Origin of the sequence: Pseudomonas sp. ICBG1301, from assembly GCF_016918385.1 — a bacterium.
In the GTDB taxonomy this organism is placed as follows: Bacteria; Pseudomonadota; Gammaproteobacteria; order Pseudomonadales; family Pseudomonadaceae; genus Aquipseudomonas; species Aquipseudomonas palleroniana.
In genome coordinates this window covers 14,119-39,179 of the sequence record NZ_JAEKGB010000018.1, presented here as the reverse complement: position 1 = coordinate 39,179, position 25,061 = coordinate 14,119, and the positions used below count along the sequence as shown (strand labels likewise).

At 60.9% G+C, this 25,061-nt stretch carries 20 protein-coding genes; 13 read left to right on the top strand and 7 right to left on the bottom strand.

Going from position 1 to position 25,061, the window contains the following annotated elements:
* Nucleotides 1-307: 307 nt before the first annotated feature.
* Complete coding sequence (locus tag JBE38_RS27200; protein ID WP_205345569.1) at nucleotides 308-1,459, top strand: MFS transporter; 1,152 nt, start codon at nucleotides 308-310, stop codon at nucleotides 1,457-1,459.
* 51 nt (nucleotides 1,460-1,510) lie between these two features.
* On the opposite strand, the gene JBE38_RS27195 is transcribed toward JBE38_RS27200, so the two are convergent.
* From JBE38_RS27195 to JBE38_RS27175, 5 genes are all read right to left on the bottom strand, one after another.
* Entirely contained in the window at nucleotides 1,511-2,407 is an 897-nt protein-coding gene (locus tag JBE38_RS27195) for a hypothetical protein (RefSeq protein ID WP_240202623.1), read from the bottom strand.
* A 612-nt stretch (nucleotides 2,408-3,019) separates the two neighbouring features.
* Nucleotides 3,020-3,865, bottom strand: coding sequence for a hypothetical protein (locus tag JBE38_RS27775; RefSeq protein WP_240202622.1), 846 nt, complete (start codon nucleotides 3,863-3,865; stop codon nucleotides 3,020-3,022).
* A 216-nt stretch (nucleotides 3,866-4,081) separates the two neighbouring features.
* Nucleotides 4,082-6,487, bottom strand: coding sequence for a TonB-dependent siderophore receptor (locus JBE38_RS27185; RefSeq protein ID WP_205345568.1), 2,406 nt, complete (start codon nucleotides 6,485-6,487; stop codon nucleotides 4,082-4,084).
* 97 nt (nucleotides 6,488-6,584) lie between these two features.
* Nucleotides 6,585-7,535: a FecR family protein gene (locus JBE38_RS27180; protein ID WP_205345567.1), complete on the bottom strand. Its 951-nt coding sequence runs from the start codon at nucleotides 7,533-7,535 to the stop codon at nucleotides 6,585-6,587.
* A 26-nt stretch (nucleotides 7,536-7,561) separates the two neighbouring features.
* Nucleotides 7,562-8,062: a sigma-70 family RNA polymerase sigma factor gene (locus JBE38_RS27175; protein WP_090372158.1), complete on the bottom strand. Its 501-nt coding sequence runs from the start codon at nucleotides 8,060-8,062 to the stop codon at nucleotides 7,562-7,564.
* A gap of 180 nt (nucleotides 8,063-8,242) precedes the next feature.
* On the opposite strand from JBE38_RS27175, the gene JBE38_RS27170 reads away from it, so the two are divergent.
* The 4 genes from JBE38_RS27170 to JBE38_RS27155 all read left to right on the top strand — a co-directional run bounded on the left by JBE38_RS27170 (nucleotide 8,243) and on the right by JBE38_RS27155 (nucleotide 13,059).
* Nucleotides 8,243-9,373, top strand: coding sequence for an FAD-dependent oxidoreductase (locus JBE38_RS27170; RefSeq protein ID WP_205345566.1), 1,131 nt, complete (start codon nucleotides 8,243-8,245; stop codon nucleotides 9,371-9,373).
* Between the two features lie 90 nt (nucleotides 9,374-9,463).
* Entirely contained in the window at nucleotides 9,464-10,264 is an 801-nt protein-coding gene (locus JBE38_RS27165) for a glucose 1-dehydrogenase (protein ID WP_090372162.1), read from the top strand.
* Complete coding sequence (locus JBE38_RS27160; RefSeq protein WP_205345565.1) at nucleotides 10,257-12,083, top strand: glycoside hydrolase family 15 protein; 1,827 nt, start codon at nucleotides 10,257-10,259, stop codon at nucleotides 12,081-12,083. Before JBE38_RS27165 ends, JBE38_RS27160 begins: the two co-directional genes overlap by 8 nt.
* Nucleotides 12,084-12,132: 49 nt before the next feature.
* Nucleotides 12,133-13,059, top strand: a complete 927-nt coding sequence (locus JBE38_RS27155) for an alpha/beta fold hydrolase (RefSeq protein ID WP_205345564.1) — start codon at nucleotides 12,133-12,135, stop codon at nucleotides 13,057-13,059.
* Here the strand turns inward: JBE38_RS27155 and JBE38_RS27150 are convergent.
* Nucleotides 13,029-13,997, bottom strand: a complete 969-nt coding sequence (locus tag JBE38_RS27150) for a GlxA family transcriptional regulator (RefSeq protein WP_161550192.1) — start codon at nucleotides 13,995-13,997, stop codon at nucleotides 13,029-13,031. The genes JBE38_RS27155 and JBE38_RS27150 overlap by 31 nt on opposite strands.
* A gap of 90 nt (nucleotides 13,998-14,087) precedes the next feature.
* On the opposite strand from JBE38_RS27150, the gene inhA reads away from it, so the two are divergent.
* Nucleotides 14,088-14,768 (top strand): isonitrile hydratase, encoded by a 681-nt coding sequence (gene inhA / locus JBE38_RS27145; RefSeq protein WP_205345563.1) that lies wholly within the window; start codon nucleotides 14,088-14,090, stop codon nucleotides 14,766-14,768.
* Nucleotides 14,769-14,777: 9 nt separating this feature from the next.
* Here inhA and JBE38_RS27140 read toward each other — a convergent pair whose 3' ends face one another.
* Nucleotides 14,778-15,407, bottom strand: coding sequence for a LysE family translocator (locus JBE38_RS27140; protein WP_205345562.1), 630 nt, complete (start codon nucleotides 15,405-15,407; stop codon nucleotides 14,778-14,780).
* 515 nt (nucleotides 15,408-15,922) lie between these two features.
* Here JBE38_RS27140 and JBE38_RS27135 point away from each other — a divergent pair.
* The 7 genes from JBE38_RS27135 to JBE38_RS27105 are packed head-to-tail and all read left to right on the top strand — an operon-like array spanning nucleotide 15,923 to nucleotide 25,054.
* Complete coding sequence (locus tag JBE38_RS27135) at nucleotides 15,923-17,362, top strand: undecaprenyl-phosphate glucose phosphotransferase (RefSeq protein ID WP_090372175.1); 1,440 nt, start codon at nucleotides 15,923-15,925, stop codon at nucleotides 17,360-17,362.
* Nucleotides 17,362-18,822, top strand: coding sequence for a mannose-1-phosphate guanylyltransferase/mannose-6-phosphate isomerase (locus JBE38_RS27130; protein WP_205345561.1), 1,461 nt, complete (start codon nucleotides 17,362-17,364; stop codon nucleotides 18,820-18,822). Before JBE38_RS27135 ends, JBE38_RS27130 begins: the two co-directional genes overlap by 1 nt.
* A gap of 1 nt (nucleotide 18,823) precedes the next feature.
* Complete coding sequence (locus JBE38_RS27125; protein ID WP_205345560.1) at nucleotides 18,824-19,735, top strand: glycosyltransferase family 2 protein; 912 nt, start codon at nucleotides 18,824-18,826, stop codon at nucleotides 19,733-19,735.
* 28 nt (nucleotides 19,736-19,763) lie between these two features.
* Nucleotides 19,764-20,540: a polysaccharide biosynthesis/export family protein gene (locus JBE38_RS27120; RefSeq protein ID WP_090372180.1), complete on the top strand. Its 777-nt coding sequence runs from the start codon at nucleotides 19,764-19,766 to the stop codon at nucleotides 20,538-20,540.
* A 14-nt stretch (nucleotides 20,541-20,554) separates the two neighbouring features.
* A complete protein-coding gene (locus JBE38_RS27115) occupies nucleotides 20,555-22,546 on the top strand; it encodes a GumC family protein (protein ID WP_205345559.1) in 1,992 nt (663 codons plus the stop codon).
* Complete coding sequence (locus JBE38_RS27110) at nucleotides 22,546-23,736, top strand: glycosyltransferase (RefSeq protein WP_205345558.1); 1,191 nt, start codon at nucleotides 22,546-22,548, stop codon at nucleotides 23,734-23,736. The genes JBE38_RS27115 and JBE38_RS27110 overlap by 1 nt, the downstream gene beginning before the upstream one ends.
* Nucleotides 23,726-25,054 carry a cellulase family glycosylhydrolase gene (locus JBE38_RS27105; protein WP_205345557.1) on the top strand — a complete coding sequence of 443 codons (1,329 nt, stop codon included), beginning with the start codon at nucleotides 23,726-23,728 and terminating at the stop codon, nucleotides 25,052-25,054. Before JBE38_RS27110 ends, JBE38_RS27105 begins: the two co-directional genes overlap by 11 nt.
* The last annotated feature ends 7 nt before the right edge of the window (nucleotides 25,055-25,061 follow it).

The window sequence follows — 25,061 nt, the reverse complement described above, 5'->3', positions numbered from 1 at the left end:
ATACGGTTACCTACTGATTGGGCGGCAGCGTATTACAGAACACCCCAGGTGTGGGAAGTGGCCTGGAAGGTGGTAACCCGCTGCAAGAAGCCTGGGGTTCATCAGTCCTCACAGGGATTACACACCTTCCAGACCACCTCCTACACACTGGATAGCCTGTATGTGGTCGCCGTCGTCCAAGGCGTTCCATCGTTGTAAAAATATCCCATGGGCTAATGCGAACGAGCCCGGCTCGCTCGACCGGGCTTGATGTGCAAGGATGTGTCGCCGGACATCGTTCATTGAACGCAAAACCAAGGATTTCTTCATGACTGCCATCCCCACCCCAGCGCCCGTGGTTCCCGGGCGGCTGGAGCAAATGTCGACCCGTATCGCTTTTTTCATTGCCGGCTTCGGCATCGCCGCCTGGGCGCCACTGGTGCCGTACGCCAAGGAACGTGCGCAACTCAATGAAGGCACGCTTGGCCTGCTGTTGTTGTGCCTGGGGGTGGGTTCGATTCTCGCCATGCCGGTGGCGGGCGTACTGGCGTCACGCTTTGGCTGCCGTCGTGTACTCAGCGCCGGCACGCTCATGATCTGCCTGGCCCTGCCGATACTGGCCACGGTCAGTTCGATTCCGCTGCTGATGGCCGGGCTGTTTCTGTTTGGCGCAGGCTTGGGCACCGTGGACTCAACCGTCAACCTTCAAGCGGTCATCGTAGAGCGCGCCAGCGGCAAAACCATGATGTCGGGCTTTCATGGCTTGTTCAGCCTGGGCGGTATTGTCGGCGCAGCGGGGGTTTCCGGCCTGCTGGGGCTGGGCTTTTCGCCGCTGCAGGCGACCCTGGTGGTGATCGTCATCATGGGGCTGGCCTTGCTCAAGGCCGGGCCGCATTTGCTGCCCTATGGCAGTGAAAGCTCGGGGCCGGCGTTTGCCGTTCCCCACGGGGCGGTGCTGTTTATTGGCAGTTTGTGTTTTATCGTTTTTCTCGCCGAAGGCGCCGTACTCGACTGGAGCGCCGTGTTTCTCAGTGCCGAGCGCGGCCTGGACGAAGCCTACGCGGGCCTTGGCTATGCGGCATTTGCCCTGACGATGACGGCCGGGCGCCTGACCGGTGACGCGATCGTACGTCGTCTGGGGCCCACCCGGGTGATCGTGATCGGTGGCTCGCTGGCTGCCGCCGGCGTGTTCCTCGCAACACTGTCCCCGGCGTGGGAAATGGCCCTGTTGGGTTATGCACTGGTGGGCGCCGGCTGCTCGAATATCGTCCCGGTGCTCTATACCGCCGTTGGCAAGCAAAACGTCATGCCCGAACACATTGCCGTGCCCGCGATTACCACGCTGGGTTACGCGGGGATTTTGGCAGGGCCCGCCGTGATCGGCTTCATTGCCCATGGCAGCAGCCTGGCGACCGCCTTTCTGTTGATCGGTGGGTTGCTGGCGGTGGTGGCGGTCAGCGGCAAAATACTGCGGGTGTAACGCGAAAACCGGCAGGAATGGGGGGACGCTGAAGACGCTGATCAGCGCCCTTCAGTTGCCCTTCTCCTTCCTGTCATTTTCCAGCCACCGATCGATGCTGTAGTTCTTCAGCCATCCCTCAGTGTTGTGGCTACCAAAAAAACGCGTGCCGTTGGCCTTGCTGCTCTCCAGCGACGCCAGCAAGCCCGAGCGCTCAACCAGATTCCTGGCCAGGTACACCTGCTGCTCGCTGTATCTTTTTTTGGGAAACCCGGTGGCCGCATCCCGCACAACGTCACCCTTTTTATCGGTTTCGTCAGGGTCCCGGCTCATCTCGAGCAGCTTGTCGGTCTTCACATATCGGTGTTTCTCAAAAAAGAAACTGTAGTCCTCGGCTGTGTCGCGCAGCTCATCGAACATTGCCCTGAATGCCCTGACGACCTCTGCGTCGGTCTTGGAATGAAAGGGGTCTGCGCTATGCCTGTCCGGGTGGGTGTTACCGACCCTTGAATCGGCTGCCTTGGAAAGGCTGTCTGTGGTGATAAAACCGCCATTGGCGACAATCGCCTCGTTCAGCCTGGGGCGGTTGAGTATCTCTCGGGCCAACAGGATGATGCGCTCGGCTACTGCGCTCTGGTTCGGCGCTTCACCCGCAATCTGCTGCAATGCACGTTGGCTCAGCTTTCCGTCCTTCTTGAACGTGTCCAACATGGAAAATTCGTTTTTCAGGGCCGTTGCCAACATATGATCGTCGGAGCTGGCGTAGGGGTTTGCAGCAGGGCTCATACGCCCAAAGGCAGATGGGCCGTCAACCTGCGGATCGGCCCCGCTCATCCCGCCGATGAAAAAATGATTGGAGGACAGACCTGGCGCAAAAGATTGTCCCAGCGCCGGGGCACCCGCGCCCGTAGCGGGCGCACTCCATGAAAAAGGCAGCCGGCGGCCTGGATTGTTGATCCCGTCAGTCATGCTTCATACCCACCCTATTTAGATTCCGTAACCTGAGCCCGAGTGCTTGACCGTCTCAAACGCCTTGAGAGCCAGCGCTGCATAAGCCTGGGTTGTGTGGTTGCCGAAAAATAATGGTTCCGGAAAATCGCCGCTCCCGGTGAGGAATATCCCTGGTAAAACTTGAGCATTTGTAACCGCCCAAGCCGTCCAGGCTGACTCTCGATAACGTCTGCGCATCAAAAACAACTAGCGCTCATGGCGTAACAATTTGCTCCAGAACATCGCGAAGATTGACCCCGCGGGACGGGATACCGGCTCATCTGCAAACGGCCTGGCCCCTCTGTCGAAGTCTTCGGCGGTGGGCGCCTTGAAGCTGCTCTTTGGCGAGGAACTGAGATTGACCGCAAGCGCTTTCAAGTTCTTTTGAGCGGTGGCCTTCTGGGCTGACGCGGGCAGTGTCGAAACACTGTGCGGGGAATGGCGAGGTTCAAGTGATGTCGAGTTCATGTGCCAGGGCCTGACTCAATAGATGAGGACATCCACCGATGACCAACCACCGTTGGATGTACTCTTCGTGGTAAATCTGGGTGAAGGGTTCCTGTGTAATTGAACGGTGTGTCCTGCACAGGTCTAGTCAAGCAACTTCAGCAACTTCTTCAACTCCCTGCGGGAGATCGCACCGTCACGCTGTGACTGGAAAAGGTTATCCATCGCCGCCTTGAGTTCAGGACGCACACTCAGTTCCTTAGCCAAATGGATGAGTTTGTCCTGGGATGGCTTGCCCGTCAGCGGTTGCTTCGCCAAACGATCAAGCTCGCTGAGCTTGATCGAACGGGAAAAATAGCCGGTCGCCAACTTATCGAAATGACCGAGCAATTCCTGGACAAGTTGCTTGTCACTGTGAAGCTTCAAGGGATTACTGGAACTGATGAAGCTATTAATATCAGCTTTAGTCAAATGACCATTCACAATGCCAGTCTTGCCATTTCGATCAAGGGCCTCCAACAGGCCAGGATGGCTCAGCAAGTCTCGCGCCAGACGAATATTCGCGTCTTTGACCGGATCCCCCGTCAACGCCTGCTTGGCCATTTCCCGCACGCCGTTGGCCGTTACGCGCTGCAACGGCGGCATTTTGAACGCGCTGTAATTATCCAACAGCTGTTGCGCCAGGGCCGAGGGTTGAGCCGGATTGGGACGCGGCGGTGGCCCCGGGTTTGGTTGTACGCCCACAGGCAGCGGGCGCTGAGGTGGACCGGGCTCTGGTTGCGGTCGCTGGGGCGGGCATGAAGAGTGGCAATGACCAGGGAAAGGTCGTTGCACAGGCGTATCGAATACCGGCCCGTGATGCTTGCCCGCTTGCGCGTAGTTCATGCCACCTGGACGGCGCGCACTGGATGGCGTGCGGGAACCGGCAGTTTCGTGCTCAGCCTGAGCGGGTGAACGAGCGACTGTCTGATTGAATGCGGATATCGACATAAGGTTCTCCAGTGCTGTGTATTGGGCGTCTTGCCTCACTGCAATCGTCAATCGCAAGCAGGCCAATCTTGTGTGGCATGCGTACAGATATCGGTTCCTCACAGCGTTGAAGAATTCCAGGCAGCGGTAGGAAGAACCTCTCAGGAGATAAGGAGCAAAACGCAAATCGCCGCCGTCCCAGTGCGGGGCGGCGGCGATTTTCCACTCAATGCAGCTCTAGAACCCGACGCTGGCCTGTACGAAGAAGGTTCGAGGTTCGCCCAGGTACAACCCGGCATTGTTGTCGCTGGAGCGCGTGTAGTGCTGCTGGTCGAAGACGTTTTTCACGCCGACGCCAAGCTTGAGGTTGGACAATTGCTCACCGAAGTCATACCCGCTGCGCAGGTTGACCGAGACATACCCCGGAATATCGCCGTATTGGCCATCGGCCGTGCCCTGGGTGATGTAAGTGGTGCCAGTACCGGGTGCACGTTGGCCGGACTGCGCGTAGACATCCAGGTTATGGGTCCAGTGATTGATGTCGTAGCGCAGGCCCAGGGTAGCCACTTCACGGGAGTACAGCGGCAAATCACGCCCCTTGAAGGGCACGTCGCCTTCGGAGGTGGCCTTGGTGTAAGTGAAGCCGGCATTGGCGGTCAGGCCGTCCAGGCGCGAGTCGAGGTTGGACAGATCGTAGTGGGCCGAGGCTTCGATGCCGGTGTGCTTGGTGGCGCCGAGGTTGGTCCAGCCTACGTCATTGCTGACGTACTGCAACTCATCCGAGAAGTCGATGTAGAACAACGTCACTTCGCCGCCCCACACGCTGTCGTTGTAGCGCGTGCCGACCTCGTAGGTCTTGGCTTTTTCCGGGTTCAGGCCGTTGGCGGTCTGGTTGCCGGTGCCACCCTGGCCCAGTTGAAAGTACTGCAGGCTGCCAAAAGAGGTTTCGTAGTTGGCGAACAGTTTCCAGGCATCGGAAAGGTGGTACATCACGCTCAGGGCCGGCAACGGTTCGTTGTTATGCACCTCGCGGCGTTTTTCCTCGGTACGCTTGCCGTTGAGGGCGACAACCGGACGGTCGTGCCATTCGGTGCGGATGTCTTCGAAGCGGATGCCCGGAGTGATGGTCCACTTGCCGATATCGATTTTGTTATCGATATAAAACGCATTGGCTTCGGTGCCGCCCGTGCGGTCCTGATAGACATGGCCATCACTTTGACCGCCTGGCGTGGGCACATTGTTGACCAGGTTGAGACTGGTCGCCTGCTCGTGCATGCCTTCCTTGAGGTAGCGATAACCCAGGCTGACTTCCTGGGTGCTCGGGCCTACGTCGAAAACATGCGAAACCCGGGGTTCGATGCCGAACGTGTAGTAAGTGCGCGGATAGGAGCCGAGTGTCTTCAGGTCGCGGTTGGCGATGTTGCTGCCACGGAAACTGTCGGAGTAGTAGGTCAACACTTCCGCCTGGGTACGGTCATCGATCTGACGGATGTATTTGAAGGAAACATCCTTGCGGCGCCCGCTGAAATTGTCCCAGTCACGTACCGATTGATAGGGGTTGGCGTCGAACTGCTTTTGGGTCAGGCCGCCAGGCATATCGGCGCTGGCGTCGTAATAATGGAAGTTCAGCGAGAAGTCGTCTTGGTCGGTCGGCGCCCAGTGGGTCTTGAAGATCACGTCGTCGATATCGTTGGAGTTGTTACTGCTGCGATAGCCGTTGCCTTTGACGCCGGAGTACAACAATGCTGCGCCGATGCCGTTGTCTGCGGTGCCGCCGACGAAGGCATTCTCGATGTGTTTCCAGCCACCATGTGCCGAGGTTTCCAGGGTGGTGCCGACATCACCGGAGAACTTCTCGGGGATGGCGCGGGTTACGAAGTTGATCACACCACCGACGTTCTGCGGCCCATAACGCACGGAGCCGGCGCCGCGCACCACGTCGATGCTATCAAGGTTACCCGAGGAAATCGGGGCCATCGACAACTGTGGCTGACCGTATGGGGCGAAAGCCGCCGGTACGCCATCGATCAGTACGGTGGAGCGTGGCGACAGGCGTGACGTGAGTCCGCGCACGCCAACGTTGAGGGAAATATCGCTACCGCCCGTGCCGTTGGCTTCCTGCACCTGCACGCCGGGAATGCGGCGCAGCACGTCACCGACGTTCATGGCGCCCTGCTCCACCATGGCTTCGCGACGCACGACCGTGCGCGCGCCTGGATGGTTCTGCACCACTTCGGCATTGGCATCACCCAGCCAGTCGCCGACCACCTTGATATCAGTAATACCCAGTTCAACCGGTGAGCCGGCTTCCCCCGTGCCGCTGCTCACTGGGCGCAAGGTCACGGAACCGGCGTCGATCTGGTAATCCAGGCCGCTGCCTTGCAGCAATTGGCGCAGGGCCTGTTCCGGTGAAAGGTTGCCGTCAACGGCGGGTGCTTGTTTGCCCGCGACCATGTCAGGGCTGAAGAACACTTGCAGGGAAGTCTGCTGGCCCAGTTGACTCAGCGCCGCGCCCAGCGATTGGGCGCGGATGTGGATACCATCGCCAGCGTAGGCTGCCGGCAACGCGGCGCTGACTGCCAGCGCCAGGGCGAGAGGCGCCCAGCAGGAAATTTTATTGTTGTTCACGGCAAGTTTTTTCACGTCGAACCTAGTCCTGTGATCGGAAGAGTGCGCATCCGTTAATGCAAACCAGTTGCAGTTGCAGGAGAAGACGAAGAACTCGAAAAAAACCTGAATGTCAGCGTGAAATAATTTCCTGGCTGCCGTCCGGCAAAGCGCGCACCGCCACCGGCAATATGTGCGGCAGGGCTTTGAGCAAGGCATCGGTATCGCTGGACTTGAACACGCTGGTCAAGCGCAGGTTACCCACCGCAGTCGAGCTGACCCGCAACGGCCGCTCGCGGTATCGCGATACCTCGCGCGCCACATCGCCCAGTGTGGCGTTGTTGAACACCAGCTTCCCGCTGCGCCAGGCCGTCAGTTCATCGGCATTCACAGCGTAGGCAGTGGCGACTTGCCCTTGGGCATCGACATGAGTGGCGCGGCCCGCCGTCAGCGTCACGAGTTGATCCGACGCACGCCCTGTGACGTTGACCGTACCGGCCTCGACCACCACGCGGGTTTGGTCATCATCTCGGCGCACATCGAAACGCGTACCGGTGACTGTCACCTGCCCTGCCCCGGCTGCGACCACAAACGGACGGCTGGTGTCATGCTCCACGCTGAACATCGCTTCGCCCTGCTTCAACTCCACTGCGCGGCGGCCCTTTTCATAATGCACCGCAACCACGCTGCGGCTGTTCAGGTCCATTATCGAGCCATCGGGCAAGGCGACCTGGCGATGCTCGCCTACACGCGTGCTGAACTCGGCGCTGTAAGGCTTTGGATGATCGAGCCCGCTGAACAGGCCCAACCCCAAGGCGACCGCCACCACACTCGCGGCCACCGCATAACGCCAGGCAGCGTGCCCTTTGGGCCGCGTCACCGGGGCGTCGCACAGCGCCTGCAAGCGCGCCTTGGGTAACAGGTCCGCAGCGCTCCACACCCCTTGCAACACATCGAATTCGTATTGGTGCTCGGGCCGCTGTGCTCGCCATGCATCGAAATGTTGACGCTCTTCGTGGCTCAGCCCGGCGTCTTGCAAGCGTACAAACCATTGCGCGGCCTCGTCGCGAGCACGGCTATCCATCGTTGAAGGTCCTGTTTCAAAACGAGTCATGGGGCCAACGCATCCAGGCGATCACGCAGATGCCGCAGGGTGCGGATCATATACTTTTCCACCATGTTTTTAGACAAACCCAGGCGATCGGCGATTTCCTGCTGGGTCAGGCCTTCGATTTTCTGCCAGATGAAAATCTTGCGACAGTTGAGCGGCAGCTCGGCCAAGGCCCGCTCGACGGACTCCGCCAGCTGGATGGCATGCATGTAATGCTCCGGATCGCCCTGATGAGGCGAAGGCTGGTCAAAGGCATCCAGGACCATAGCCTCCCGGCGGTCTTCCCGGCGATAGGCGTCCACCGCGATATTGCGCGCCGTTTGATGCAGATAGGCACGCGGCTGCTCAACCTCGGCGGAACTTGACTCGAGCACGCGCACAAAGGTGTCGTGGGCCAGGTCTTCGGCATGCTGACGGTTTCTCAGGCGACGTGTCCAAGTGCCGACCAATTCTTCGTAGTGCTCGAAAAAGCCTGTTCTGCGGGGCGGCTGGGGAATCATCGCGTGAGCACTGGGAAGACGGGGGTGTAAATAGTAATGTTTCCCATTAAACAGGGCAAATGGCTTCCTTCGCCCAGTGGTAGGCTTTCAGAAAAAACGACAAAAATGGCATGTTCGTCCTTTTCTGTAATCTGTTGGGTCTAATTTTTTGAAAGAAACCGCACATTCAATAGGTCCACTATGCACATCCCCGTCACCATCATCGGCGCAGGCCTGGGCGGTCTCACTTTGGCCCGTGTCCTGCACATCCACGGCATCACCGCCACCGTCTATGAAGCTGAGCCATCGGCAAACGCTCGCGCGCAAGGCGGGATGCTCGACATCCACGACTACAACGGCCAACTGGCCTTGCAGGCTGCGGGTTTGGCTGACGATTTCCGCGCCCTGATCCTGGAGGGGCACGAGGCGACTCGCGTACTTGATTACACAGGCACAATTCTATTCGACCAACCCGACGACGGCAGCGGCGGTCGCCCAGAGGTCATGCGCGGCGAGCTGCGCAAGATGCTTCTCCGCTCACTTCCGGCCGATACCGTGCGTTGGGGCCACAAGGTCAATAACGTGCGTCCCCTCGGCGAAGGCCAGCATGAGGTGACATTCGCCGACGGCTCTCACATTGTCACCAACCTGCTGATAGGTGCGGACGGTGCCTGGTCAAAGGTCAGGCCGCTGCTCAGCAAGGCTATCCCCGAGTACATGGGCCGCTCGCTCATTGAAACCTACCTCTATGACTGCGACGCCCGGCATCCCGCCACGGCCAACGCGGTCGGTGCCGGTGCGCTGTTCGCACTTCAACCAGGAAAAGGGATCCAGGCACACCGTGAGCCTGACGCCACGCTTCACACCTACATAATGCTCACCAAACCGCAAAGCTGGTTTGCCGCCATCGACTTCACCGACCGAGCAGGCGCGGCCGCACGGATCGCACAGGAGTTTGCAGGCTGGTCCCCTGCCCTCACTGCACTGATCACAGAAAGCGATACCGAGTGGGTATGGCGCCCGCTTTTTAGTCTGCCGGTTGAGCACCGTTGGAATCGAGTGCCTGGAGTCACACTGATTGGCGATGCCGCACACCTTGCCGCCCCGAATGGCGAAGGCGCCAACCTGGCCTTATACGACGGGGCCGAACTCGGCAAAGCTATTGCTTCACACCCTGATGACGTCGAAACAGCCCTGCATGAATACGAACAGACCATGTTCCAGCGCAGCGCACGAGCAGCGGCTGAAAGCAATGAACTGCACGAGTTGATCTTTGGTAACGAAACACCGCATAGCCTGGTCAGCCTGTTTGAATCACCCCGGGCTTCGTAGACGCTGCGAGCGCTTTCTTCTCCTGGAAGCTGAACTTGTACGCCGCAGAGCCTGTCCTCAAAAAGGACTCTCTTCGAACGTGGGTGCGCAATGCAGATTTCCTTGCAGCAACAAGTGGCGCTGGTCACCGGCGCCAGTTCCGGCATCGGCGCCGGTGCGGCCAAGGCGCTGGCCGAGGCCGGCGCGGCGGTGGTGCTCAACTACAACTCCCAGGCCGCGCCCGCTGAGGCCCTGGCGGCGCAGATCAACGCCAGCGGCGGCCGAGCGATGGCCATCGCTGGCGACGTGTCCAAGGAGGCCGACGTTGAACGCCTGTTCGCCCAGACCCTCGACGCCTTCGGCCACCTCGACATTCTGGTGGCGAACTCCGGCCTGCAAAAAGACGCCAACCTGGTGGACATGAGCCTCGACGACTGGAACACCGTGATCGGCGTCAACCTCACCGGCCAGTTCCTCTGCGCGCGTGCGGCCGTGCGTATTTTCAATCGCCAGGGTGTACGTGAGGGCGTGTCGCGAGCCGCCGGTAAAATCATCCACATGAGCTCGGTGCATCAGGTCATTCCGTGGGCCGGCCATGTGAATTACGCGGCGTCCAAGGGCGGCGTGGAAATGCTGATGCGCACCCTCGCCCAGGAAGTCAGTGAGCAACGCATCCGCATCAATGGAATCGCGCCGGGGGCGATTCGTACAGCGATCAATCGTGCGGCCACCGAAGGCGCGGCCGAGAAAGAATTGCTCAAGCTGATTCCCTACGGTCGGGTCGGCGACGTGGAAGACGTGGCCAACGCAGTGGTCTGGCTGGCCAGTGATGCGTCGGACTATGTGGTCGGCAGCACCCTGTTCATCGATGGCGGCATGAGCCTTTATCCGGAGTTCCGTGGCAATGGTTGATTTCCAGAACGAACCTCAAAGTGCGATCGATGCCCACGGCATCATTGGCGATATGCGCAGCGCCGCCTTGATCAACGACCAGGGCAGCATCGATTTTTTCTGCTGGCCGGAGTTCGACAGCCCATCGATCTTCTGCGCGCTGCTGGGTACGCCTGAAGCGGGTGTTTTCCAGCTCACCCCCGACTTGCCCAACGCCCGCCGCGAACAGATCTACCTGCCCGACACCAACGTGCTGCAAACCCGTTGGCTGAGCGACGAAGCCGTGGTGGAAATCACCGATCTGTTGACCGTCAGTGAAGAGGTCAACGACTTGCCGCTGCTGATTCGCCGGGTACGGGTGGTCAGCGGCACGGCGACGATTCACCTGCGCTGCGCCGTGCGCCATGACTATGCCCGGGCGCCGACACGCGCCCGCGCCGAAGCGGGCGGCGTGCTGTTCGCTGCCGACGGCCAGCCCGACCTGCGCCTGGTCGGCAGCCACCCGTTGACTCTCGAAGAGGATTCGGCGGTCGCCCGCTTCAGCCTCAGTCAGGAACAAGGCGCCGAGTTCGTGCTGGGCGGCGCTGACGATCCACGCGTGACCAACGGCTGTACCGACCTGTACCTGGAACGCACCTTGAAGTTCTGGCGCGGTTGGATTGCCCAATCCAACTACCGCGGGCGCTGGCGCGAAATGGTCAATCGCTCGGCCCTGGCGTTGAAACTGCTGACCTCGCGCAAACACGGCGCAATCATCGCCGCCGCCACTTTCGGCCTGCCGGAAACGCCAGGCGGCGAACGTAACTGGGACTATCGCTACACCTGGATCCGAGATGCCTCGTTCACCGTCTACGCCTTTATGCGTCTGGGCTTCGTCGAGGAAGCCAACGCCTACATGCGCTGGCTCAAGGGCCGGGTCAGTGATTGCTGCAGCCAACCGACCAAAATCAATATCCTCTATGGTATCGACGGGCGCCAGGAGTTGCCCGAGGTCGAACTGGACCACCTCAGTGGCCATGGCGGCGCCAGGCCGGTACGGGTCGGCAACGAAGCGTTCGATCAGATCCAGCTGGATATCTACGGCGAGCTGATGGATGCGGTGTACCTGGTCAACAAATACGGTGAAGCCATTTCCCACGAAGGTTGGAAACACACGGTGGAAGTCGTCGATCAGGTCTGTGAGATCTGGAACCAGAAGGATGTCGGCATCTGGGAGATGCGCGGAGAGCAACATCACTTTCTGCATTCACGACTGATGTGCTGGGTCGCCCTGGACCGTGCGATCCGCCTGGCCTCCAAACGCTCGCTGCCCGCCCCCTTCGCGCGCTGGGACCAGACCCGCCAGGCGATCTACGCCGATATCTGGAGCAACTTCTGGAACGAAGAACGCGGGCATTTTGTGCAGCACATCGGCAGCACGGCGCTGGACGGTTCGATGCTGTTGATGCCGCTGGTGCGCTTTGTCGCCGCCACCGACCCGCGTTGGTTATCGACCCTGGAAGCGATCCAGAAAAGCCTGGTCCGCGATGGCATGGTATACCGCTATCGCAACGACGACAGCCAGATCGACGGCCTGCAAGGGACCGAAGGCGCGTTTGTGGCGTGCTCGTTCTGGTATGTCGAATGTTTGGCTCGCGCAGGGCAAGTGGAAAAGGCCCACCTGGAGTTCGAACAATTGCTGCGCTACGCCAACCCGTTGGGCTTGTATGCCGAGGAGTTCGACGGCCAGGCCCGGCATTTGGGTAACACGCCGCAGGCATTGAGCCATTTGGCGCTGATCAGTGCGGCGACGTTTCTGGATCGTAAGCTCAGCGGGGTGAAAACCGTCTGGCAGCCCTGATGTTTCGTCTAGAGTCTGAAAACCTTCGGCCCACTCATCGGAGCCCACCATGACCTCGACCGCTGCGCTGTTCTATGTCCGTACGTCCATGCTCGATGTGGCCTATGAAGCCCAGGGCCCGCTTGATGGCGAGCCGGTGATCCTGCTGCATGGTTTCCCCTATGACCCTCGCGGCTACGATGAGATTGCGCCGGTACTGGCCGAGCGCGGCTATCGGGTGCTGGTGCCCTACCTGCGCGGTTATGGTCCGACGCGGTTTATCCACGATCAGGTGATGCGTTCCGGGCAGCAGGCGGCGCTGGCCAAGGATCTGCTGGACTTCATGGATGCATTGTCTATCCCGCGAGCGACATTGGCCGGTTACGACTGGGGCGGGCGGGCAGCGTGTATCGTCGCGGCGCTATGGCCCGAACGCGTGCGCGGGCTGGTGACGGGGGATGGCTACAACATCCAGGACATCGCCCGCTCGCTTACGCCGCGAGCACCGCAGACGGAGCATCGGTTGTGGTACCAGTACTATTTTCACACTCCGCGTGGCGTGGAGGGGCTGACGGCCAATCGCCGCGAGCTGTGCGAACTGCTGTGGCGGTTGTGGTCACCGACCTGGGCCGAGGGTCCGGGCCTCTACGGCCAGACCGCGCCATCGTTTGATAACCCGGACTTTGTCGAGGTGGTGATTCATTCCTACCGCCACCGTTTCATGTACGCACCCGGCGATCCGGCGCTGGAAACCATCGAGCAGGCGCTGACGCTTCAACCGCCGATTTCGGTGCCGAGTATTTCGCTGTGCGGTGCCGATGATGGTGTGGGGCCTCCTGCGGTGGAGGATGACGATGTGGCGCACTTCAGCGGTTTTTACCGGCGTGAAGTCTTGCCCGGCGTGGGCCACAACATCCCACAGGAAGCGCCGCAGGCGACCCTGGCGGCGTTGCTGGAATTGCTCGCTTACGACACCGGTGAAAAGCGTTCACGGTAAGCCTGGGGCGTCACCGCCAGCGCCCGTAAAAAGCTGCGACGCAGGGTTTCTTCACAACCGAACCCGCATTGCACGGCGATGCGTTTGATCGGCAGCGTGCTATCGGCCAACTGCCGGCGAGCGGCTTCCACACGGATCAGTTCGACCGCGCGCGCCGGGGTCTGGCCGGTTTCAGCACGGTAGTGGCGGACAAAACTGCGTTCACTCATGCACGCCTTGGCGGCCAGGGTTGAGAGGTTGAGGTCCAGGTTCAGGTTGTCCGCGATCCAGGCGTGCAACTCGGCAAAACGACTATCGCCTCTTTGCAAGGACAGCGCCACGCTGAACTGCGATTGCCCACCCGGACGCTTGAGGAAAACCACCAGATGCCGCGCGACCTCCATGGCAACGGCGCGCCCCAGGTCCTCCTCCACCAGCGCCAGGCACAGGTCGATACCGGCGGTCACACCGGCAGAGGTCCATACCGAGCCCTGCTGGATGAAAATCGGATTGGACTCCACCGTCAGCGCAGGAAACTTGCGCGCCAGTTCTTCGCAGCGGGTCCAGTGGGTGGCCACGCGGCGACCGTCGAGCACGCCACTGGCGGCCAGCAGGAAAGCCCCGGTACACACCGAGGCCATGCGTCGGGTGTGTCGGGCTTTTTCGCGTACCCAGTCGACCAGCACCGGATCCTCGGCAGCCCCGTAAACGCCCCAGCCACCGGCGATCACCAGGGTATCGACGGGCGTGTCGGCCGGCGGCAGCGGTTCGGCCACCAGTGCCAGGCCGGCGGAGGTCGTGACCGGCGCGGCCTGGGCAGCGATCACCGACACCGCGTAGGGCAACGGTAGCCCGCGCTGCCGGGCAAGATCGTTGGTCGAGGCGAACACCTGCAACGGCCCGGTGACATCAAGCACCTGTGCATTTTCGAAAGCGAGGACGTGGATGATTCTGGGCATGATTGGCGTGATCTGTGGGCTCAATGGCGTATGCGCCAAAGCCTAGGCCTCTAGAGTGAAGCCGTCCACCCCTCTTCTGGAGCTTTATCCATGACTTTGCAGATCGGCTTTCTGTTGTTCCCCGGCGTCCAGCAACTAGACCTGACCGGCCCCTACGACGTGTTGGGCGCACTGCCGGATGTGCAACTGCACCTCGTGTGGAAAGACCTGGCGCCGGTCACCTCCAGCACCGGCATGGTCTTCACACCGACCATGAGCTATGCCGATTGTCCGCGCCTGGATGTGATTTGCGTGCCCGGTGGCACCGGCGTGGGCGCATTGATGGAAGACCCACAGACCCTGGATTTTCTCAAGGAGCAGGCCCACACGGCGCGCTATGTGACATCAGTGTGCACCGGCTCCCTGGTGCTCGGTGCGGCGGGTCTGCTGCGCGGTCGCAAGGCCACCACCCATTGGGCCTATCACCACCTGCTTGCGCCGCTGGGGGCAATCCCAGTGCAGGCACGTGTAGTGCGTGACGGCAACTTGTTCACCGGAGGCGGCATCACCGCCGGGATCGACTTTGCCCTGACGCTGGCTGCGGAGTTGTACGGCGAGGACGCCGCCCAGTTGGTCCAGCTGCAGATTGAATACGCGCCGGCGCCGCCGTTCGACGCCGGCAGCCCGGACACCGCGCCCGAGGCAGTGCTGGAGGAAGCCCGAAAACGCACGGCGGAGCCGCGTCGGGTGCGGGGTGAAATTGTCGCCCGGGCAGCCGCACGGTTGAGCTGACAGCGGTGCTCAGGCCGGACGTGACATCACCGCCAAGCGCGCGGCCAACAGCATCAGCACCGTCGCCAGGCCCCATTGCTGGAGCCTGGCGCTCTGGCCGGCTCCGGCAAAAAAGCGGCTGAGCGCACCGCCGAACATCCCCAGCAATCCATGAAACACGCCGGCGATCAAGGTCAGAACGCACCCCAGCACCAACAGTTGTATCGCAATGGAGCCTGCCTCGGGCCTGACGAACTGCGGCAGGAACACCATGAAAAACAGCAGCGCCTTCGGATTGAGCAAACTGTTGAGCATGGCCTGCACGAACACGTGGCCCAAGCGCACATGACGAACCTGGGCCAAGTCCAGGCTGGCCTTTTTTTGCAACGTCTTGTACGCCAGCCACAACAAATAGATCACCCCGGCATAGCGAATCAAATCAAACGCAGGCGGCCAACTGGCGACCAGTGCGGTCAAGCCGGTGGCGGTCAAAACCGTCAGGAGTAAATCCGCGACGCAGATCCCCAGGCTCGACGCCACGCCACCGCGCCAGCCATAACTCACCCCGTGACTGATCACAAAAGCCATGTTCGGCCCCGGAGACAACAGCAACAGTAAGACCGCGCCTGAAAAAACCGCCAGGGTTGCCAAATCGATCATGCTCACGCCGTCCAGTCAGGAAAGCTTACAGACTAAGTGGCTGACCTTGCGCCTACAAAAAATTGTGCTGGATACATTCTTCCCGGCCAGTCATGGCGACAGAACACGCAACGCGCTCCGCCCCCAATTCCCGCCTGCCCCCTTTTCCTACCTCTAGTTGGAAAAAGGTTTTCACCTTGTACAGGAAAACTCCCACATTTGTTTCTACACTCCAAATCACACCCGACATCAGACGGCATCGGACAAGGAGCGCCAATAAAATGACAGATAAAAATTATTTAGAATGCCTAACTTTTGAAAAATGCAAAATGGTCAAGTTATTGACTAATGCTCGAAAATAAAACATCCTTCAGCGACTGCCCCCACCGATCTCCTTCATTTGGCTGACTCCACGTGAATGGAATGGTTGCGTTTGACACAGAGTAGCCGTCGTTCGACTTGCCCCTGATAGCAGCCCGCTGCCTATCGGACCAACTCTCGAACATTGAGCTTGGAGTGCGATGAGGGATGTTTTTATGCGCGAGAAGTCATCGGTCGACAGCCTGTTTTTGACCCGTGCCGGTTTTGTTGAGTTTTTTGTTGTATTCGTCAAATTGATTCATGGCCTGACTGCGATCTTGCCGCCTCTGGTCCTGGTATTGTTCCTCGACCCGATGGCCCATGAATTGCGTTCCCACTTCCTCGGCCTGCTGCTGTTTTTTGCGGTGCTGACCATCATTCTGTTTCAAGCCCTGGGTATTTATTCCGAGGAGCTTTTCAGTAATCGCCTGCGCCTGCGCAGCAACATCGTGGCGTGGTCTGCGGCGTTCTGCATCTTGCTGTTCATGTATCAGATCCTGCAGTTCTTCCCGCAACTGACCCCACGCAACCTGGTGGTCTGGTACATCGCCAGCCTCGGTTTGTTCTGTGTGGAGCGTTTGGGGGTGCTGCGCCTGTATCGCAACCTGATGCGCAAGGGCAAATACCTGCAACGCACGGTGATCCTGGGCTTCACCGACACCGCCGTACATGTGGCCGACCACCTGCAACGCAACGGCGATATCCGCTCCGGCCTGATCGGTTTTATCGACGATCGCACCGAGCGCATTCCCAAGGAACTCAGCAGACTGCCGTTGCTGGGCAACACCCGCGACCTGGAAAAACTGATCCGCGCCGAACAGGTCAACCAAGTGATGATCTGCCTGCCTTGGGCCGCCGAGCAACGTATCCACGGGCTGGTCAATCGCCTGCGGCAGATGTCGGTGAATGTGATGCTGGTGCCTGACATGGCCGCCCTGCGCTACGGCCACAGCCGCATCACCGACGTCGGCGGTATCCTGATGTTCAACACCTCGCAATTGCCGCTGCGCGGGTGGTCACCGTTTATCAAGCGCTGTGAAGACTTGCTGCTGGCCAGCCTGGCACTGGTGGTGTTTTCGCCGGTGATGCTGGTGACGGCCATTGCGATCAAGCTCGACTCCAAAGGCCCGGTGCTGTTCCGTCAGAACCGCTATGGCTACAACGACAACGAGATTCGCGTGTTCAAGTTCCGCTCGATGTTTACCGAACAGAGCGACTTCACCGCCGAACAGCAGACCACCCGCGAAGACCCACGCATCACCCGCGTTGGCCGCATCATCCGCAAAACCAGCATCGACGAGCTGCCGCAACTGTTCAATGTGCTGCTGGGCAATATGTCCATGGTCGGCCCGCGCCCACATGCCACGGCGACTAAAGCGGCGGGCATTCCGTTTGAAGTGGCGGTGAGCGAATACAGCTCAAGGCATCGGGTCAAGCCGGGCATCACCGGCTGGGCGCAGATCAATGGCTACCGGGGTGAGACCGATACCCTGGTCAAAATCCAGAAGCGTGTCGAATACGACCTGGAGTACATCTCCAAGTGGTCGGTGTGGTTTGACTTGTACATCGTTTGCATGACGATCCCGGCCGTCCTCTCCACCAAGGAAGTGTATTGATGAATACCCTCAACGGATTAATTCCCTGCATTATCTCGGGTGGTTCAGGCACACGGCTGTGGCCGGTGTCTAGGCAGAACATGCCCAAGCCCTTCATGCGCATGCGTGATGGCCAGAGCCTGTTGCAAAAGACTTTTCAGCGCGCCGCCAAACTGCCCGGCGTGGAAAGCGTGCTCACGGTGACCAACCGCGACCTGCTGTTCCGCACCCTGGATGACTACCGTGGGGTCAACAAGGCCCACCTGCCCCTGGACCTGCTGCTGGAACCGTTCGGCCGCAACACGGCGGCGGCCATCGCCGTCGCCGCGTTGCATGTGCAGGAACACTTCGGCGGCGACGCGCAATTGCTGGTGATGCCCGCCGACCATTTGATCTTGAATGAAGTCGCGTTCGCCCAAGCCGTGACCCAGGCCCGCGACCTGGCCGAAGCCGGCTACCTGGTGACCTTCGGCATTCAGCCCGACCACCCGGAAACCGGCTTCGGCTACATCGAAAAAGGCGAAGCCTTGAGCACCGGCAACCGGGTCAAACGCTTTGTCGAAAAACCGGACCTGGCCACCGCCCAAGGCTATCTCGACGGCGGCAAGCACCTGTGGAACGCCGGCATGTTCTGCTTCAAGGCCAGCACCCTGGTGGATGAGCTGGCAACCCACGCCCCCGACGTACTGGCGGCCGCAAAAGCGGCGCTGGAGCACAGCCAGCACCTGCAGAACAAAACCTCGCGCCAGCGTGAACTGGACGCTGAAGCGTTCGGCAGCGCACCGGATATTTCCATCGACGTGGCCTTGATGGAAAAGTCCAGCCAAGTGGCCGTGGTGCCCTGCGACATCGGGTGGAGCGACATCGGTTCCTGGGAAGCCCTGCGCCAGCTCACCCCGAGTGATGCCCATGGCAACCAGGTCAACGGCGAAGCGATCCTGCATGACGTGCACAACTGCTATATCGACTCGCCCAAGCGCGTACTCGGCGCCGTGGGCGTGAAAGACCTGATCATCGTCGACACCCCCGATGCCCTGCTGATCGCCGATGCCCACCGCAGCCAGGACGTGCGCTACATCGTGGCCGAACTCAAGCGCCAGAACCACCCGGCGTTCAGCCTGCACCGCACGGTCACCCGGCCCTGGGGCACCTACACCGTGCTGGAGGAAAGCAGCCGGTTCAAGATCAAGCGCATCGTGGTCAAGCCGCAAGCATCGTTGTCGTTGCAGATGCATCACCACCGCAGTGAACACTGGGTGGTGGTCAGCGGCGCCGCACAAATCACCAATGGCGACCGCGAATTCCTGATCAACGCCAACGAATCCACCTATATCCCGGCCGGGCACAAACACCGTCTGACCAACCCCGGCATCATCGACCTGGTGATGATCGAAGTGCAGAGCGGCGAGTACCTGGGCGAAGACGACATCGTGCGCTTCGACGACATCTATGGGCGTGCCCCGGTCGAGGTGAAAAAGTGACATGCGGACCTCGTTGATCATCCCGACCCGCAACGCCTCCAGCCACCTGGCACGACTGCTGCCGGCGCTGAAAATGCAGACGCTGCAACCGGACGACATGCTGGTGGTCGACAGCGCCTCCAGCGACGACACCGTGGCGCGGTTTCGCGAATTCGGCGCGCGGGTCGAGGTCATCGACGCGCGGGACTTCAACCATGGCGGCACCCGGCGCTGGGCCAGCGAGCAAGTGGACGGCGATGCGTTGATCGTGATGACCCAGGACGCAATCCCGGCAACCCCCGAGACCTTCGCCAACCTGTTGCGCGAATTGCAGGAAGACCCGCTCAACGGCGTTGCGTATGGCCGCCAACTGCCGCACCCGGACGCCGGGGTACTGGGCGCGCAATCGCGGCACTTCAACTACCCGGACCAGAGCCGCAGCAAGAGCCTGGCCGATGCTCCGGAGCTGGGGATCAAGACCTGCTTCAGCTCCGATTCGTTTTCTGTGTACCGACGCAGCGCATTGCAGGCCGTCGGCGGTTTTCCCGCCGACGTGATCGGCAGCGAAGACGCCTATGTGGCCGCACGCATGCTGCTTGAAGGCTACCAGGTGCGCTACGCCGCGTCCGCGCAGGTGTATCACTCCCACGATTACCGCCTCATGGATGAGTTCCACCGCTACTTCGACATTGGCGTGTTCTACGGTCGCGAGCCGTGGATACGCGAGGCATTCGGCGATGCCGGCGGAGAAGGTAAACGCTATGTACTGGCGGAGCTCGCAGCATTGCGTGCTGCCGGTGCATTGCATCGCGTACCCGAAGTACTGGTGCGCAGCGCGTTCAAGTTGCTCGGCTATCGGCTGGGCCATCAGGAACGCCGGCTACCCATCGCCCTCAAGCGGCGCATCAGCATGTTCCCCGGTTATTGGAGGTGAGCACATGACCCACAGGAAGTCCCCCTTGATGAAACGAACCTTGCTCGTCCTGGCCATGATGGCATTGGCCGCCTGCAATACGCCCGCACGCATCGTCCCACCGGACGACAAGACGGTCGAGGAAGGCAAACGCGCCCTCGACCAACTGGCCCAACTGCCGCCGGCCGTGGAACGTATCCGCGTCGGCGACCAGTTGCGCATCGTGCGCGATGCCGGAGAAATGCCGACGCTGTCAGCGTTCAACGTCAGCACCATCTATGAGCTGACGCTATACACGGTGCAGGCCGACGGCAAGATCAACTATCCCTTCCTGGGACCGATTCAGGTCGCCGGGCGCCAGCCCTCGGAGCTGGCCACCGAGCTGAGCAACAAGCTGGCGCCGGTGTATCGCGAGCCGCGGGTGACGGTGAACATCAACCAGGCACCGGGTAACTCGGTGATCGTCGGCGGCGCGGTGAACAACCCGACGGCAGTGCAAATCGGCACGGCCAACACGCTGGAACAGGCGATTGTCGGCGCCGGCGGGGTGAACCCGTCCGGCAACGCAAGCATGGTCGCGCTGCTGCGCGAAGATGCCCAGGGCGCCTACCGTGCCTACTTCCTGGACTTCAGCCAATACCTCAAGACCGGGCCTAACGGGCGCAAACAAGTGCGCCTGCAACGCGGCGATGTGGTGTTCGTGCCCAAATCCAACGTGGGCGAACGCATCCAAGGGGTGGATACCTACTTGAACCAGTTGATTCCGTTCACCAAGTCGATCGGGGTTGGCTACAACTACACCCGAACCAGCGGCAGCAACAACTAAAGGAGCGACATCCCATGATCGAGATCCGTTCTTTTCGGGATCTTCTGCGCCTGTTCTTCATCTTCAGACATGAGTTCAAGCTGGCGGCCATCGCGGCGCTGGTCATCATGTTACTGGGGGCCTTCCTGCTGCCGGCCAAGTACGAGTCCACTGCGCGCCTGCTGGTCAAGCCTGGGCGTGACTCGACCTTGCCGATCGAGATCAGCAACCGCCAGGCGCTGGTGATGCCCAGCACCCAGCGCGACCCGATTGTCGACGAAGAGCGCCTGCTGACCGGTCGCCCGATCGTGCGCGCGGTGGCCGAGCACTACCTGGAAGTGATTGAAAATGCACCGCCGCCGGAAGGTTTCTGGAAGCGCACCAAGTACTACGTCAAGAGCGGCATCGGTGCCGTGTTCGACGGCGTGCGTGTAGTGCTGGAAACCGTCGGTATCATCGAAAAAACCACCCCGGTGGAACGCCTGGCCGCCAGCCTGGAGAAAAACTTCGAGGTGAGCCACGCCGCGGGGTCCACGGTGATGGATATCAGCTTCAAATGGGGCGACCCGGAAATTGCCCAGGCGGTGGTCAAAAACTGGATCGAGACCTACATCAGCGAACGCACCCAGGCCCTGGGCCGCAAGAGCCTGTACGCGTTCTACGAGGGCCAGGTCAACACCAGCGCCAACGAGATCAAGAGCTATAAGCAACAGATCCTCACGCACCTCAACGAGATCGGCGCGGCGAGCATTACCGACCGCCTGGAGGACTTGTCCGAGCGCATCAACGTGCTGCGCGGCGAGACCTTCAACACCACCCGCCTGATCGCCTCTTCCGACAGCGCCCTGGAGAGCACTCGCAACCAGCTCAAGACCCAGCCCAAGGAAGTGACCACGGTTCGCCAGATCGCCCTGAACCCGCAGCAGCAGGATTTGCGTCGCCTGCTCAACCAGAAGCTGCTGGAAAAGGCCGATATGATGCGCACCTACACCGACAATGCACCGCCGGTCAAAGCGCTGGACGCCTCGATCCTTGCCATGCAGGCCCAGGTCGCCAGTGAGAGCAACACGGTGCAGAGCTCGGAAAACCGTGCGCCGAACACCCTGGAAATCCACTTGCAGCGCGTGCTGCTGGATGAGTCGAGCAACAACCTGGCGCTGCGTACTCAGTTGGTTCAGCAACAGAAACAACTGGTCAACCTCGAAGCCCAGCGCAAGCAGGCCCTGGAGATTGAGCCGGAGCTGGCGCGCCTTTCTCGCGAGTTGAGCGCCACCGAGCGCAACTACGCGCTGTATGTGGACAACCTGGAAAAATCGCGCATCGACCGTGAACTGGATAACAGCCAGATCAGCAACATCGCGGTGATCGAAGAAGCCACCCTGAACCCGGGCCGCGTCTTCCCGAAAACCCTGGTGATGCTGATGTTGGCGATCCCGTTTGCCATCGTCGTCGGCCTGTTGGTGATCTACCTGTGCTACCTGCTGGACCAGCGCATTCACGATGGCGGCCTGGTGGAGCGCAAATTCGGCTTGCCGCTGTGGACCACCCTGCCGGAACTGGACACCAGCACCGCCCAAGGCACCAACGCGTTCAATGCGAGCATTTACCGGCTGTACGGTTTGCTGCAACTGGAGCGCATTGCCGAACAGGGCATGACGCTGGGGCTGACTTCGGCGCGCCACGGTGAAGGCGTGACCTTTGTGGTGGAACAATTGCGCCAATTGCTGCAAGAGAACGGCATCAACGTGCGCGTCGGCGGCGCTGCACCGGCGGCACAGGGAGAAGTGGTTCTGCTGGATGCTTCGGCCCTGCTGGATAACCGCGATGCGTTCGTCACGCTGCGCCGCGCCGACCTGATCGCACTGGTGGTGGAAGCGCAAAAGAGCACGGTGCCGGTGGTGGAACATGCCCTGTCGATCCTCAACACGGCGTTTGGCAAAGTCGACGGCATCATCATCAACCGACGCAAGTTCGAAGTACCGGCCAAGGTGCTGCAAAACATCGCCAAGTACCGGGGGGCGTTCTGATGCGCATCGCCCTGCTTGCGCCCTTGCCGCCGGAAAAGAACGGGATCGCCGACTACGCGAACCATTTCAAGACGGCTTTGGAGCAACTGGGGGTGACGGTGGTGACACCGTTGAGCGGCGTGGCAGGCAACAGCGTTGCCATCAGCCAAGCCATCGCCGCGTTCGACTGGCAAGGTGTGGACCTGGTCCACGCCGAACTGGGCGGTGGGCGATTGGGAGAATTCCTGGCCTTGCGCGAGTTGCGCAAGGCGTTCCCCAAGCTACCGCTGACCGCAACCGTGCATGACCCGGAGCGCATGGTCTGGCGCCGGGAGCGTTTGCCCTTCCCGCTGAACCTGTTGGAACGTTTGCCCAGCCCACTGCCCCAGGCAGCGGTGGTGCTGGCAGACCCGCTGACCTTGAGCGAAGAACGCCGCGTCGCCCAGGACCTGACCCGGCTGGTCACCCTCACCCGCCTGGGCGCCGACTGCCTGAGCGAGCGCATGCGCTTACCTGCGGGCAAAGTGGCCGTGATCAACCACGCCAACCTGGCGATTGCGCCGGCAGCCTTGCCGTCGCTGGACACGCTGCGCCTGCTGTATTTCGGTTTCATCTACCGTGGCAAAGGCATTGAAGACTTGTTGCAGGCCCTGGCCGCCGTCTTCAAGCAAGCCCCCCAATTGCGTGACCGTGTGCGCCTGACCCTGGCCGGTGGCACTGCCGCCGAAATGGCGTTCGGCGCAGGCGGCAATTACCTGGAGCAGTTGAACAGCCAGATCGCCGACCTCGGCCTGGCGGGCTCCATCGACTGGCGGCTGAACCTGCCGGCCAGCGAGATTGCCCAGACGATCCAGGCGCACCATGTGATGGTGCTGCCGTATCGCGAATCGAAAAAACTCGGCCTGCTGGGCCGCCAGCGCGGCACCAGTGGCGCGCTGTCCTGGGCCGCCGCGTGTGGGCGCGGGGCGATCACTTCGGATGCGCGCGCGTTTGCCGAGGAGGTCGCCAGCGGCAATGGCTTGATCTTTCCCCAGGGCGATGTGGGCGCATTGAGCGAGCAACTGTTGCGTCTGGCGAATACACCGACACTGGCGCAGGACTGGGCTGAACGCGCCGCGCAAATCGGCCGCGCACGCCTGTGGCCGTTGACCGCGCAGAAGTTCAAGGACCTTTTTGAGCAAGCCATTGCAGGAGCACCCTATGGCGCATAAACGGACTTGGTTCGCCTCACTGCTCGTGATCGTCGCGCTCGGCCTGAGCGTTTTTCTGTGGGGCCGCCAGGCCGATGCCGAGAGCCATGTGCTCAAAGGCAACAAAGTGCTGGTGTGGAAGGATTTCCTGGGAGTGAACGCGCAATTCCTGTGGTTCAGCCCCGCGCTGTATCAACAGCAGATCGACAAACTCAAAGCCCTGGGCTTGCAGTGGGTGCGCCTGGACCTGCACTGGGACCAGTTGGAGCCTGCAGAAGGTCAGTATCAGGTTGCGACGCTGGACCAACTGGTCGGCAACCTGCAGACCAACCAGCTCAAATCGGTGTTCTACCTGGTGGGCTCGGCGCCCTTTGCCACCACTGCGCCGCCCGGTGCGCCGTACCAGGACCAGTACCCGCCGAAAAACCCGGATGTATTCGCCAACCGCATGGCGCTGTTGTCCCAGCGCTACCCAAGCGTCGACGCCTGGCAAGTCTGGAACGAGCCCAACTTGCTCGGCTTCTGGCGCCCGGTAGCCGACCCCGCAGGCTATTTCAACCTGTTGACGGCGACCACCAACGCCTTGCGCTCGGTCAACCCGGACAAACCCGTGGTTGCGGCCGGCATGGCCTTCCTCAGCGAAATGCCCAACGGCAATACGATGCTCAGCGCCCTCAGCGCCCTGGGCGTAAACCGCCTGAATACGGTGGTGTCCTATCACCCCTACAACCAGCTGCCCGAGGGCAATGATCCGGCCAACCTGGACTTCGTCGCCAAGACCCAGGCACTCAACCAGTCCCTGCGCGCAGAGGGCGTGAAAACCCTGTGGAGCACCGAGTGGGGCTGGTCGAATTACCCGGGGCCCAAAGAGGCGCAAGACCTCATCACCCGGCAGCAGCAGGCTGACTACGTGGTACGCCGGGTGGCGCTGATGAGCGCGATGGACTTTGACAAGATCTTCCTGTTCACCCTCAGTGACCTTGACCAGCGGGCCAGCGTGCGCGACCAGTCCTACGGTTTGCTCGACATCAACGCCAACCCCAAGCCGTCCTACACAGCGCTGAAGAACTTCCTCGATGTGAGCGGGCCGCAACTGACCCCCGGCGATCCGCCCACCGCCGACCAGTTACCCGACGGCCTGTTCAGCATCGGCTGGACCCGCGCCGACGGCCATAAGCTGTGGTACTTCTGGTCGGCACAGGGCGGTAACGCACACCTGCCGAACCTGAGCAGCGCGACCCTGTACGACCCGCTGCGCGGCACACAAACCCCGGTGAGCGGCACCAATGGGTTGACCGTGCCGGTCAAGTCGAACCTGCAAATTCTGTTATGGGATTGAAGCCCGC